Annotated in this window: 6 protein-coding genes; 4 read left to right on the forward strand and 2 right to left on the reverse strand. The window is 61.7% G+C overall.

Annotation, left to right across the window (positions count from 1 at the left end):
• Position 1 precedes the first annotated feature (1 nt).
• Positions 2-1,318 (reverse strand): DNA cytosine methyltransferase, encoded by a 1,317-nt coding sequence (locus tag ABFX19_RS03940; RefSeq protein ID WP_346027555.1) that lies wholly within the window; start codon positions 1,316-1,318, stop codon positions 2-4.
• A gap of 781 nt (positions 1,319-2,099) precedes the next feature.
• On the reverse strand, positions 2,100-3,017 hold the full coding sequence (locus ABFX19_RS03945) for a NaeI family type II restriction endonuclease (RefSeq protein WP_346027556.1): 918 nt from the start codon (positions 3,015-3,017) through the stop codon (positions 2,100-2,102).
• 664 nt (positions 3,018-3,681) lie between these two features.
• On the opposite strand from ABFX19_RS03945, the gene ABFX19_RS03950 reads away from it, so the two are divergent.
• The 4 genes from ABFX19_RS03950 to ABFX19_RS03965 are packed head-to-tail and all read left to right on the forward strand — an operon-like array spanning position 3,682 to position 13,005.
• Complete coding sequence (locus ABFX19_RS03950; protein WP_346027557.1) at positions 3,682-5,652, forward strand: hypothetical protein; 1,971 nt, start codon at positions 3,682-3,684, stop codon at positions 5,650-5,652.
• Positions 5,649-6,575, forward strand: a complete 927-nt coding sequence (locus tag ABFX19_RS03955) for a hypothetical protein (protein WP_346027558.1) — start codon at positions 5,649-5,651, stop codon at positions 6,573-6,575. Before ABFX19_RS03950 ends, ABFX19_RS03955 begins: the two co-directional genes overlap by 4 nt.
• Positions 6,576-6,592: 17 nt before the next feature.
• Positions 6,593-12,037: a DEAD/DEAH box helicase gene (locus ABFX19_RS03960; protein ID WP_346027559.1), complete on the forward strand. Its 5,445-nt coding sequence runs from the start codon at positions 6,593-6,595 to the stop codon at positions 12,035-12,037.
• On the forward strand, positions 12,034-13,005 hold the full coding sequence (locus ABFX19_RS03965; protein ID WP_346027560.1) for a PD-(D/E)XK nuclease family protein: 972 nt from the start codon (positions 12,034-12,036) through the stop codon (positions 13,003-13,005). The genes ABFX19_RS03960 and ABFX19_RS03965 overlap by 4 nt, the downstream gene beginning before the upstream one ends.
• Positions 13,006-14,321 lie beyond the last annotated feature (1,316 nt).

Genomic DNA, 14,321 nt, shown 5'->3' on the forward strand with positions numbered 1-14,321 from the left:
CTCAACTAATTCTTGAGCGGAGTCTGTCCGTCTCGAATGCAGCGTGTCGGACGTGTTCAGCCTGCCCTCGGAATGCTCTCCACTGGCCTAATCGGTAGTTGACATTCGCGCCACGACGACGCTCTTCGACCTCGAAGTCCCTGCGGATGAAGGCGATTCGGCGCTCGATCTCATCGTCCGTGAGGCTGCCCCCGAGAGCCTTGCGCAACCCGGCAAGCGATATGAACCCGATCTGCTCGCGCAGCACCCTGTATACCTCATCGCGGTATTGGCTGTTCGCGCCGTGCTCCCCCACCGGATGCCCCTCCTTCCGGAGCGCGGACGCAATCGCAAACCCGATCGCGCGCGCCACTGGCGGCGGAAACGCATTGCCGATCTGCCGGTAAATAGCTGTCTTTCGTCCCTTGCCGTGACCGAAGTCCCATTCGTACCCGGGTCCAGACCAGCCTTGAATACGCGCGACCATCTCGTTCGTCAGCTTCGGTATGAAACCGGCGGGCACATCAAAGCCGGGCGCAGCGTCCGCAATGCCCAGACCGTCGACGCCTATGGAGCGCCATTCGCGCTTCGCGCGCGTGGGGCCCAGGTCGGGTCCGCCGTGCTTCTTGGAGCCTCCGACGATGGTCGGGGCCACGCGGTGCGCGTTTCTCGCCCAAGCCTCAGCACCAGACCACCCGTTGGCGGCCATCAGTTCATATAGAGCGGAGCCGACAGTCTGGACCGCGGGCGTCGGCTCCGGCCACGCGAAGTACGGTGCGAACTCCGCACGAAGGGCAACAAGGATAAACCTCGGGCGCAGCTGTGGAACGCCGAAGTCTTTGGCTTCGAGCAACCGCCAGTCGGCGCGGTATCCGAACTCGGCGAAGCGATCTAGCACTGCCTGACGGTAGCCAGCAAAACGCGGCATCGAGAGGCCGCGCACGTTCTCGAGCAACACGGCGTCGGGCTGCATGCGGCCAGCTGCCTCAACTGCCCAGGCGAAAAGATCCCGTTCGTCGGACGACCCGAGTTGCTTGCCGGCAATAGAGAACGGTGGGCAAGGAACTCCACCTGCGAGCAGTGAAACGCCTCGGTGGTCCTCGGGCTTCCAGACCGACTCGTCCGCAACGTCACCAACAGCGATGACCGGCTGCGATTGACCTGCCGCAGAAGCGATCCGGGAAAAATTGCGTTCGAGCGTAGCGGCTGCGTCGCGGTCGAGCTCGACTGCGAGCGTGTGGCGAAAGCCAGCTAGGTGCAGTCCGAGGCTTTGGCCACCAGCTCCGGCGCAGATCTCCACCGCGGTCAACTCAGAATCAGTCCTCTTCGCTTCTTTCACCCATACATTCTGACAGGAACCACCGACATCGCGGGGAGGCGCGGTCATACCAACTCCAGTCCCGAGTGACGGCCCGACTAAGAATCATTCTGCGGCCGACGCCTACTAATCTGAACCGGGCTGACTACGATTGAGCGAGCGGGAGCGGTGCGTGCCGCGGCGGCTGAGATCAGACAGCCGAGCGATGTCATGCCCGCCAGGACCGGGGCAGGGGCGGTGTGCCGTTGGAATGCGAGGTGCAATTGTGGTCGACGCCGCCCGTGGCGGTGATGCCGTCCTCCTAGCTCGCGGTCCACCGAGGCTCGGCGCGTATTTCGCGTTGAGCGTGTATGCCCTCCTTGGGTGGAAATCGATTCAGATGACGCGCCAGACGACGGACTCTCGCGCCCACGGGTACGCCGAATTCGAGGGGCTTAGTGGAATCGTCCTCGATGGTCTTGTCGGGATCGACGCCCTAGTGGCGTGGATATTTGACGAGGATCTCGGCTTGAGCCTATTTGGACGCGGTCGAAAATCACAGCAACCGATTTCGACTCGTCTCTTTGTGCTGTCGTGGCGGAATTACTGGTCTCGAAGACCCCATGATCTGGGGCTGCCGGGCCGAGGAGGAAGGCGAGGGCACAAGGACGGGGCGGTCTTCCTCAATGTGTGGGCGTGTTGAAGCAACGCGGCTCCTACCGCCGTCGGCCGACATAAACGCCGGTCATACGGGACGCTTAGCTCATCAACCTCAGGGGCCGTTGAAGTTCAACGCTGTCCGACGTCTGCGAATCAGTGTCGCTCACTTGGGCAGGAGCGGGGCGGGACTGTCGACTTGCTCGTTCTGGACTGCGAGGCGCCACCGTTCGCCGTCGATGTCGACTCCTTCCTCCGGGTCCGCTCGCGTGACACGTACGCTGACGAGTTCTCCCGGGGCGGGAACAACTGCGCCGAGCGCAGCTGCTAGGTTGCGCTGATTAAGGTAGTCGCCCCCCAGAATCAGGTATCCTTCCGGGCGGAGGGCGCTCCGGGAACCGCCGTTGTAACGAACTCGCTTCATGTAGTCGTCTTGCTGGGCGACTGTGGCAATGATGTTGCGAGAAAGGCGTTTATTCGTAGCCCTTCGGAATAGCTCGTTCACCCGAGCCTGCCCACTGCGCCCGGACATAATCTTGTACACCTCCGATGGCGGAAGCTGGAGTAAGGCGTTCGGCTGCATTTGTGCATCTTTGAAGAGCCAGACGATTTCCGAGCGGCCCCGCACGTTCAGGCCAGTTTTTCTGTCGCGGTTTTCGCCGACGCGCCGATTCTCCTGGCTTGCCCGCACCACGCCCGCGCTCCAGACGGACCTCCGGTCATTGGCCTGCGTCACTAGGACAACTTGGTCGAAGCTCTCGATGGGAAGCATCCATGCTCCGGTGTGGGAGTACTTACAGTCAACCTCATACCCGGCAATCATGAAGTCCAATACGGACCCATCTGCAAGGTTCAGCTCGCGCTGCAAATTGATCTCAATAAGCGTTCCGAAGTGAGTCTTTTCCGTCTTAAATAGCTGCTCCACGCTGTAGCGGCCAGTGTGCTGACCGTCATAAAGCTGGTCGAAGGTGGACCGAAACACCTTCGCCATTCTGCGTCCGTCCGGGTCAAGTCGACGAAACTCCGCCGCCACCGCCATTACAGCGGGATCGGCAATTGCACAGGCTAGGTTGACCAAGCTCACTCGCTACACAATACGCGGAGCCTCGCCGATCGAATTTGCGATCCCAGACATACAATCCTCCTAGGTAGAACTCGGAAGCGAAAACCCCTAGCGTCGATCTATCGGTTGCTCCGCTTCGATGACTGGCTGGGCTGCGTCGTGCAAGTCCCCGCCCGCTGGCCGGGTCCCGGCTCGACCGTTCAATACGCAGAATTCCTTCATCCATGGGCGCTGAAGCAGCGACAGATAATACCAACGGCAGGTTAACTGTCGCTATGCCAAGAGGAAGCCCGAGCTGACCGGCGTCTAAAGCAGGCGTGGCCAGAATGGAGGGGATCCGGCTGGGCCGCTCGTGGATGTGAGCACCCCTCGTTCTGGTCCCGGGACGCCATTCCTGTTGGCAGATTGCATTCTTAGTGGCTGCATATCCCCCTGAGTCGGTCCGCGAAATGTAGTGTGAATCTTGAATCGGGCAATCGATAATGGGGGCTGGACTATGGAGCCGGGGGCTACGAGGGGGCTGGGGACTGTGAGCGACGAGTCGCCCGTTTTTGGTGCTTCTGACCAAGATACTGAAGACGCTATCTCCGATCCTGCCACGTCCCTCGTAGACACATACGAGGATTGGCAGCGAAGACTCGCAGACGCGTTCCTGTATCCGCATGACGGCCCAACTGTTTTTTTCGTGGATGACAGCGGACTTGCACGTCTGACGCGCGCTGAAGAGTCCGCACGCAATCTCGCCGCGGCCGTCCGATCCCGCCTTCGTTTGACGGCTGGTCGATCGATGTTCGACCGTCTACTCATGGCTTACCGGCGCTGGCAGCATGGGCCGAAGACCGAGCCGCCGCCCGTGCTTCCGGTAATTGCCGTCTCCGTCTTGGCAGCTACGAGGATGCGCTCGGACAACGTGGCGAGGTCAACTAACTACTACGTTCGCCTCGCCCAGACCATCCTCCCGGGCGGCGGAGACGCAGAGCTTGAAGCGTTGCGACGAAACCTGGAAGAACGCGGGGCCTTCCTCACCGTCGTCGAGATGTGGGTTGGTTTACATCGCTGGATCGAGGATCAGCACGGCGCCGTCGGCACCTCAACCATCCCCGAAGTTCCCTACCCATCACGAATCGGTTACCCCCTCTCGCAGGCCCTTGTCCGTCAAAGCGATCGTGCATCTCTGACGCGCCTATTCCACGCACTCCATCTCTCTCCAGATGACTTGCCTGTTCCGGAGACCCTCCTATGCACGCTCGACATCTGGGCAGAAGACGCGCGGAATCGATTTAGTGAAACATTCATGGGTGCTCTCGCAGATCCCCAGATGCGTTCGTTGCTGGGGTCGGTCGTCGTGGCCCACGCTCGGGCGTGGGACGGCAAAGTACTAACCAGCGAGGGGAAGCAGAGGATCGCGGTCAAGCTTGGCATCGATCTAGGAACATGGCAGACTCGTTGGCTCTTCCCGGTGCCGGAAGAAGGACCGCGGATGCTCATTTTGTCGGGGCAGGGCGAAGAGCAGGAGGTTAGCCTCAACGCCGTCGAGGGCCGGGAGTACTACACCGATCAAGGCGCTCCTGCAGTGACCTTTGAAGGAGTCCACTCCGGGCTCCAGCTTCGGGGCGGGGAGTTCGCTGCCGTGTTCCCCCCCTCGGCAGTCGTCTTCTTCTGTCCTGACCCACAGACCGGTGCTTGGTCCTCAACTTCTGGTTTGGTGCCGTTCGAGGAGCATGTCGTCGCGGTCAGCTCTCAGCATGCCACTGACTTCCGGCGCATGCTGGAAGAAGCTGCTGCAGAGGGCTGGCGCCGTCTCCCGCAGCGGAGATCCTTCCTTCTCGAGGGATACGACCTTTTCGAGAAAGTGCGGTTCTTCGACGGACAGGCGCTCAGGGACGTGCTCTCACGCCTGCCTGGCCTTCGCGCCATAGGTGCAGTCGCGGAGGTAGTTCCGCGGGCCAAGCTCGTGCACGGCTTGCCTGTCGACGGGTCAATCTCGACCTCCCGCTACCTCCGCGGCGGCGCGCCCGACCTCCTCGTGCCATTCGGCAGCGAACATCGAATCGTAACTGTCACTCTCGATGGGAGGAGCGACAGAATTGCCGCCAACGGCTTTCCTCTACCTATTCGTAGCTTCATCGACGGAACGGGCCGTCATGTTGTGCAAGTTGAGGGGCAGGAGCTTTCATTCACGACAGTGAACGAGGGGTCTGATCCTGCCCCGCCAGCCGGCACCGGAAGCTTCGGGTGGACCAGCAGCGGACAGATGAGCGTATCAAATCAGGGCGTGACCATAATCGGCGCTCTTGTCCCTGAGTCCGATGATGACGTGGCGACCGTACTCGGGCGCCGCGGCAGGGACGAGTCCTGGCTCCTGCGTGATGACGGGCGCGCAGAGATGGTAGCCGAGCCTCCGCAGCCCCGGTTTCTTTCCAGTATTGACATCTCATTCTTTTCGCCAGTGTTTGAGATTCGGGCAGACGCAAGCGCTCGATGGCTCGCCCAGCGTCGTGGCCCCCTCTGGCGCCTCACAGAGATCGGCCCCGCCAACCCGAAACAATACGATGTCGAGATTGACCTTCAGAACGCGTGGAGACGGGCATGTAGTGACGCGAACGCGGCACAGCTCTGGAAAATGCGGATGCGGATGGCAGGGGACGGGGCATGATCGGTGACCTCCTCCTGACCTGGATGAGCGAAACTGGCAGCGGCACGATCGCCGAATTCAACACACGCGCCTTGTGGCTGGCCCGTACCGAAGACCTCACTGTGTCTGACAACGTCGGTGGGAAATGGCTGCGAGACATTGCAGCTCTGGGACACTGTGAAGTCGACTGGAAGCACGGCAGATGGTCCGTTGCGCCGCCGGTGATCACCAGACTCCCGCTTGCCGATGGCCTTGCGGTGCTCGTCGGCGCCCGTAGACCCCGGCTAATCCGTGCCATCGAGAATACGGAACTCTATGTTGAGCGCGCAAGACGACCGAGTCGTGAAAGAACGCTCCCAGCGCCAGCCACGATCCTGATCCCCTACCAGCGGGCCCAGGACCTCGAAGACGCCGCTGGCGGCATCGGTGTTAACTATGTCGGCTGCGCGGCTGTCGGCATAGCCGGGAAGCTGCAGCCGTCCCCCCCCTTAGTCAATAGCGCACCGCCGGCCTATGATTCCCTATTTGAGCGGCTCGTCGGCTTCAGTCCCCAGCGCTGGAAAGCAACCTCTCCCAGGGACCTCGCACCGCCAGACGGCCTCTATCGCGAGCAGATTCACGGCCGTTGGCGGTACACGCTACGCCGTGAAGGCCGTTGGCACTCCGTCGAGCTCTCGCTCGGCATCTTTGCCGAGCTTGCCAGACGAGGTGACACGGTCATTCACTGGGAGCCGGACAACGACAATTACAGCCGAACCGGCACCGTCATCATCGATCGGTCCGTCCCCCTCCCCCCGCTCCACTCGCGGGTGCTCGTCCTCTGCAGCGGCTTCATACCGCGGTCCGACAGCACGGCCCAAACCGAACTTCACGACAACGTCCCTCGCGAGATCGCTGAGCTCGTCGCGTCCTCGCTCGGACAAACTCTTCAGATCAGTAGCTAGCGGGAAGACCGGTACTCATGGAAAATGGCAGCACGCACCTTGACGCAATCCAAACGTTCGAGCACCTTCGCGACGCCTACTTCCGCTACTACGACACGCCCTTCGGTTTAGCGGACCCGCAACTCCAGATGGAGCGTCGAGCGCTGCTTGACCGAGACGGCGGCGTTTACCGCAAACCATTGCTCGAACTTCGACCCGAATACGAAAGCACCGGCCGCACCCTAGCTGAATCGGTTGCAGTAGCAGGAGCCGACCCAGATCTCGCCGACTTCGCGAGCGACGGCCTGCTCCAAGGCGTCCCCTCCCTTTATAGGCACCAAGAGGAAGCCCTCGCCGCAGGTGTTCAACAAAGCCGCCACATGGTCATCACCGCCGGTACCGGGTCAGGCAAGACGGAGTCGTTCCTCCTGCCGGTCCTGTCGTCGCTGCTCAATGAATCTCGGTCATGGACGGGACAGGGCGCAGCTCCAGTCGACTGGTGGACGGGCGACAGCAACCCGTTTTTCACCCAGCGAGACGGCGAAACGGGGCGCAAAGCCGCCGTCCGAGCCCTCGTCCTCTATCCGATGAACGCACTCGTCGACGATCAGCTCCTTCGCCTGCGTCGCGCCCTCGACAATGACGGTATTCGCGCATGGCTGGATGAGAACCGTAACGGACACCGCTTCTACTTCGGCCGCTACACCGGCGCCACGCCGGTCACCGGCGCCCGAACTAACAACCTTGCGCTCGGAGAACTACGCCGTTACCTGCGGGAAACCCATCGGCGCGGAGCCCGCGCACGGGAAATCGCATCGCAGAAGGCCGATGACGACCTCCGCTACTTCGTGCCACGTCTGGATGGTGCGGAGATGCGCTCACGGTGGGACATGCTCGACTACCCGCCCGACATCCTCATCACCAACTACTCCATGCTCAACGTTATGCTTCTGCGAGAGCGGGACGGGCACTTCTTCGACTCCACGCGCGAATGGCTTGAAAACCCAGCCAACGTGTTTACTCTGGTGGTCGACGAACTCCACACCTACCGCGGTACCGCCGGCACGGAAGTAGCCTACCTATTGCGGACACTCAAGCACCGCCTAGGTTTGGAGGCGCGCCCCGAACAGTTCCGCGTCCTCGCCGCTTCCGCCTCCCTTGACCCCGTCCGCGACAGTAACTATCTGCACCAGTTCTTCGACGTCGATCCGGGAACGTTCGAATTCATTGGAGGCTCCGGGATCACCCCGTCTGACTTCAGCACACCGCCCCCAGTCGATCCGGCCGCTCTGGCGACGGCTGATGCGACAACCGCAGCCAATCACGGTCGAACGGGCGGTGTCGTCAACGCTCTAAGAGGAGTCCTCCACGGTGATGGGACCGGCGGGGCCAAAACCCTCAGTCAGGTCGCCCAAGATGTTTTCCCGGGCACGCCAGCAGAAGTCTCGGAGAACGCGATCTCAAAAGTCCTCGCTGGCCTCGCCCAAGCCCCACAACCCAGCGACCCAAAGTTCCGAGCCCACCTGTTTTTCCGCAACGTCGTCGGCATATGGGCATGCTGCGACCCCGCCTGCACCGCGGTACCTGAACCGAAGTCAGACAGAACCATAGGCAAGCTGCATGCCGGGCCCGTAACCCGCTGCGAGTGCGGTGGGCGCGTACTCGAGCTGTTGTACTGCCAGAACTGCGGCGACGTCATGCTCGGTGGCTTTGCTCCTGAAGGCGAACTTCAGAAGCCAGCCGTGAAGACCATGCTCTTTGCCGACGTCCCTGAACTCGCCAAGCTGCCTGACCAGGTCACTCTTGAACGCACCGCTCACACCTACCTCGTCTACTGGCCTCGCCCTGAAACCGCTCTGACGAACCTTGATTCACCGTCCTGGAACCGCGACAACAATGCCGTCTCCTACGCCTTCAGGCGAAGTGCGCTCAACCCAGCTTCAGGTGAGGTCAGCAACGTTGCCGAAGGATTCACCGGGTGGAGTTTTCATGCCCGTATCGCCCGAAACAGAACCACGGGGGAACTGCAGCGTGCAGCCGATACCGTCAGCCCCTTCCCGACGCAGTGCCCTAACTGCGGGGACGACTGGGAGATCCAGTTTGGACGCAACGGGCGGCGTCTCAAGCCCACGGATCCGGCCACGCAGCGCTCACCCATCCGGCAGATGCGCACCGGTTTCGAGAAAATCAACCAGGTACTCACCACCGAGCTCGCCAATGATCTCGGAGACGCCGAGCGCAAGCTCATCGTCTTCACCGACAGCCGTCAGGACGCCGCAAAGCTCTCGTCAGGCCTTGGCCTCCGGCACTATCAGGACCTCCTACGCCAGCTGCTCTACACACGGCTCTCCGCCTCCGGCGGCACCGCTCATGACGTCGAATTGGCCGAAGCCCACGTGCTTCAGAACGAAAAATCTCCGGAATCCTTCGCCGCCCTAGACAGGCTCAAACAGCGCCATGCAGCGTTACTCGCCGAGATCCGCGAGGTCTGGGACGGCAAACCCGGTACCGGTCCGGCGGACGCCGAAAACCTTAAGCGCGCACTTTCAGCCCCGCCCTCGCTGCGAGAGCTTGCCGCCGAAGTGTCTGCCGACCTCCTCAGCCGTGGGATAAACCCAGGCGGCCCCCATGCCCGCCTCAGGGAGACCTCCGAAGACCCCACAGTGCCATGGTCCGAGTTGTACGACTGGCGGGTAAACCCGCCGTCACCCAAATCAGGCCTAACCGACCCCCAGACAGCGCTGCTGAACGAAATCAGCCGCTCACTGGAGGAAGAACTGCTCGAAGGACTGTTCTCCGGTGGAGGACGAGACTTCGAATCTCTGGGCCTCGGTTGGCTTGCCCTAGCCTCCGACACTGCGCCTGCCGATGTCGCCGCCGATCCGGCCACCAGCCAGACCCGCTCAGCACTGCGCATCCTCGCCGACCAGCGCAGGTTCTTCCACCTGCGCCGCCGACGGGACGACCCGACGCCGAAACTGCGGAGGTTCTGGGCCGCGGTCGCTACCGCTGAGGGAGCCACCGCCGACAGCATCCGAGACGACGCGATGACCAAGGCAGGCCCCGCCATCGCAGATTACCTGATCGATCCCTCCGCCGTTGTGCTGAGAATGGGCGAGGGACGTGCCTGGATCTGCGCAAAATGCAGCCGTCAGCACCTGACCACCGGCAATGGCTACTGCACGAAGTGCGCGGCCGCGCTGCCTCCACACGCAATCCCGATCGATGTGAGCCAGGACTACTACTCCTGGAAGGCCACCCGCGGCGACGGCATGTTCAGGCTCAACACCGCAGAGCTAACCGGTCAGACCGACCGAATCGATGCACAATCCCGTCAATCACGGTTCCAGAACGTATTCCTAGGTTCCGGTGAGAACGAGCTCACCGACGCCGTCGACCTTCTTTCCGTCACTACGACAATGGAAGCCGGCGTGGACATCGGTGCACTCTCCGCCGTCGTCCTCGGCAACATGCCTCCTACCCGGTTCAACTACCAGCAGCGCGTGGGCCGCGCCGGACGGCGAAATTCGCCTATTGCGATCGCCCTGACTGTATGCCGCGGACGCAGCCACGACGAGTACTACTTCGAGCGACCTGACCGCATCACGAACGAACCCACTCCCAAGCCTTACCTTGCTCTGAATCGGCAGGAAATTTTCGCCCGCTCGTTGCGCAGCGAAATACTTCGACAAGCGTCCGCCGACATCATCTCCACAACAGACGGGGAAAACCCCAGCGTTAACGTTCATGGCGCATTTGGGAAGACCGCCGACTGGCAGACGATCCTACGGCCCCGTTTCGTACGGTGGCTCCAAGACCACCCAAACGTGATTCGGGACGCTGCTCGCTCACTCGCGGGAGGTACCGTCTTCGAAGACAACCCAAACGATGAAGCGTCAAGATGCGTTGCAACGCTTGTCTCCGACATCGATGCAGCCGCTGTTACACAGAAACACGAGGACCTCAGCCAGTTACTTGCTGAACGAGGACTCCTGCCCATGTTCGGATTTCCCACCTCAGTGCGCTATCTCCACCTAAACCGCCCGCAGCGCTCCTACCCATGGCCTCCCGCCAAAGCCATCGATCGCGATTTGAGCATGGCTGTCAGCCAATTCGCTCCGATGAGCGAAGTCGTCCGCGACGGTACTGTCTACCCGGTCGTAGGAATCACCGCGTTCAAGGCCGCGGGCCCTCGTCCCCAGCCGGTGCCAGAACCCCTCGGTCCCGAGTCACCACTGTCGATCTGCCGCGCCTGCTCCTATCTTGGAGAGCAGGCGGCCGGTGGCCAGACCACGAGTACCTGTCCACGATGCGGGGCCGGGCCCATTTTCTACAGCACTGTCCCTATGCGCGAACCGCTCGGGTTCCGCAGCGCACCTGGAACCGATTTCGATGGCAACTTCTCCTGGAGCCCGCGCGCAATGGCCGCCAGAGCCATGACCGACATGGATGCCCTCACCCGGCAGAGTCCCGGCCAAGCCGTCTTTCTCGCCGGCCCCGGCTCCCGCTACATCATCAATGACAATGGTGGGAAGTGCTTCACCCTTCGACGGGCAGCTCCTGGTGGCCCGGAGTGGGGTGGCTTTGTCTCATCGCGCGCCATTGAAGCAGGGCTACTTCATCCCTCCTCCGCCACGGGAGACCCGATTAGCGTTGCCCTCGGTGCCATTCAGCACACCGACTTTCTCTTCGCCGGCGCCGCCGCGCCCACGATTCCCAGTTCCGGCCTCCGTCTTAACTTGGTCTCCGGCGTCCGCCAGCCATATGGCGCTCAGGAAGTCACCGACAGCCGCCGTGCTGCGTGGTACTCATTTGCATTCCTCTTGCGCACCGTCGCTTCTGCTGCGCTCGACATCCAGCCCCTCGAGCTCGCAGCAGGCATCTACTCAGGCACGACGAGCGGGACTCCGGCTACCTATGCCTTCTTGGCCGACACGCTCGAAAACGGTGCCGGATTCAGCACGCACCTCGGCTCATCTGGGTTCCTGCCCGAATTCCTCAATGCTATCGCCAGCTACCTCACGGAATTGGATGCTCCGTCCCACGCAGTTGACTGCGACTCCTCCTGCTACCGCTGTTTGCGGGACTACGGCAACATGGCATACCACGCACTGCTTGACTGGCGGCTTGCCAGAGACTTGTTCCGGATCCTCCAAGGCGAGCCTTTGAGCATCGATACGGCCGCGGAGGCGGCAGCTATCGAACGCTGGGCCCGGGCCAACAATGCGACGCCTATCAGCAGCACCGTCCCCGCGGCACGCTTGGACAGCGCGAGTGAGGGATCGTTCGCTGTGATTGCCCGTCACCCCTTCGAAGCCTCCGAGGACACTCTAATCGCGCCGCGCCTTGCAGAGGCGATGGCTGAGATCGAAGCATCCGAAGAGGGCTTGGACGGAGTCGTCTTCGTCGATTCCTTCACTCTGGACCGCGATCCCCGCCGGGTGCTCAAGCTCATCTCTGACTCCGATCCAATGGGCGCGTGAAACCCGCATACGAGTTAGCGCAATGGTGGTCGTCCTCTACCACCTGGCGCCTCTTGCGCTGCCCTTCCTCGGCGGTGCCAAGTTACGAGCCTGCCAAGCCACCGGCGAAGGGGCCTGGCAATGCTGGCTCCATTGCGCACCTCGCTCTTCAGCAGTGGATTGAGAACGGCGAATGGCGCCATGAGGATCCGGGCATACGGCTGCAAGGTGGTTTTGATGAGATCGCTGCAGCCCGCGGGATCGACCTTGCCCGCATGCCACAGGCTCTCATCACGCGCGCAAGGCTGAAGTCACGTGGGAGGGAACTCAGTGTCATCCTTGCGGGCGCAGAATCTGGCATTCGCACCGAGTTGCTGCTGACCGACGAAGCCAATCGTCTATTCGGCATCCTCGACGTCACAGCTGGCGGCGCCGAAGGGCTCATCATTGATCTCAAAACCGGACGTGACGCCTCCGTGGAGTCGCCAGCCGTCAAGCATCAGATGACGTTTTACGCTCATCTGTTCCAAGTCGCCTACGGCGTGCCTCCGAAGCACGTAATCGTTTTCAACCTGCGGCAAGGTCCCGCAGAAGTCAAAGTCGCGCCTTCCACGATCACCGACCTCCTCGATCAGATCCGCACCGCGCAACTGATGAAACGCACCCTCGCACGACCAGAGGCAGACGTGTGCCGGTATTGCATGAAGCGCATGACCTGCGAACCACATTGGAAGGCCGTGACCGCCTGGGACCCCCCGGACGCCATTGAGGGAACAGTCTCCCGCATCGAGCGCTCAAGCTCTGGAGTGACCGCACTTCGTATCGGCGGACAGTGGCTCACCGGCATAACCGACAGCCAGCTCCCCGATGACGTCATGCCTGGCCGCTTTGTTCGCGCGGTCCGTATCCGGCGGCGCAACGACGGCACGACCCCTGAGGAGTGGGCTGCTAGCAGCATCACTGAGATCCGCAGCTTGCCCTCAAGCTAGGCTTACGACTATTCCTCTGCCGGCTTCCGTTGCGCGTGACCTATGACTTTTTCAGATGGACTATAGCTTCCGCCCAGCGGTTGTTCAGCATAGTGAGAACAACCTTAGGACTGGTCCATCCGCTTCGCTGCTTGTCGCGTATACACCTGGGACTGCCCCGGCTACTGTTGACTCGGGGTCTTAGGCCGCGGTGAGCGCGGACCGGTTGATTGTTCATATTCTATGGGGGCTACGCCACCGCGTAGAACCTCAGAAGCCGCACATGTGTCGGCTTTCCCTGACTGGCTCCGCCACTAATATTCACCACCGAGGCCGCACCTGACTGAAAGGTCAACCAACAGCCAGCCGCGCTCCCAACCTCACAGGGCAATACACCTAGCCAGTCCCGCTAGGTGAGGTCGGTCGTTCCATCCTGGGCGCGCCCACGGACGGCGTTCGAGCGTGTCTCCTGTTCGGCTTCGGCCTTCTTAGCCCGGCGCTTCTTCATGCCTATGCTGATCAGCTGACCCGTGAGCTGACAGGTTAGGAGTATCAGGGCCCCTTTCTCAGATAGCTGCCCCTCATCGCACCGGCCCGCGCTGCTTGTGGCGTCGACTCCTGCTGGTGCTGCCTGCGAATTCTTCTAGCTGCCCTGCTGTGTGTGGGGTCGGCGTTAGCCGCAGCACCGGCCCGCTGAAGCTCCGACTGTGCTGCAGTTGCGCTGCTATATCAAGAAGACTCGGGGCTCTGCCCCTCGTCCCTCATTGTCGGCAACGCGATCACATCCCGTTCACCGTAGCGAGTTTTTGTGCGGGCAACTTGTCGTTACGGCCATGCTGGAGTGCGCTGCGCCCCCGAGGGTTCACGGATGGTTCTAGGAGCGCACCGGCCTCATTCGTAATGTCGGCTTCCCCGTCACTGTCCGGGCTACAGTCGGCTTCCCGTGGTAGTCAGGACCAGTCATCGACATCATCTGCACGGGAGTTCATGCTGCCTTCCTTAACGGTGCTCCATGCTCACGTGCTATACGGTGCCGGACTGGAGGATTCTTTGACCGACCGTCGGAGTCTCGCCCATGTGCGTCCATTGGAATCCCCCTGAAAGTTGCTTCTTGTCCAGCAGGATGTAACGAAATGGTGCCCAGCGGTAGACAAGGAATGCCGTACAGCCGTTGTAGAACAAGTCAGAAGGAGCGGCTGCACCTCGGTCGCAGGTGGAACCCCGAGCGAGGCTGCGATCAACGCTCGCTATTCGCGGGCACCGCACGCGTATCGAGCGGTTAATCGCCCACGACGGTGACACCTTCTGAGATGGCCCGTAACTGGGGACCGCTCTCG

It is taken from the genome of Arthrobacter parietis (assembly GCF_039530425.1).
Classification (GTDB): domain Bacteria; phylum Actinomycetota; class Actinomycetes; order Actinomycetales; family Micrococcaceae; genus Arthrobacter_D; species Arthrobacter_D parietis.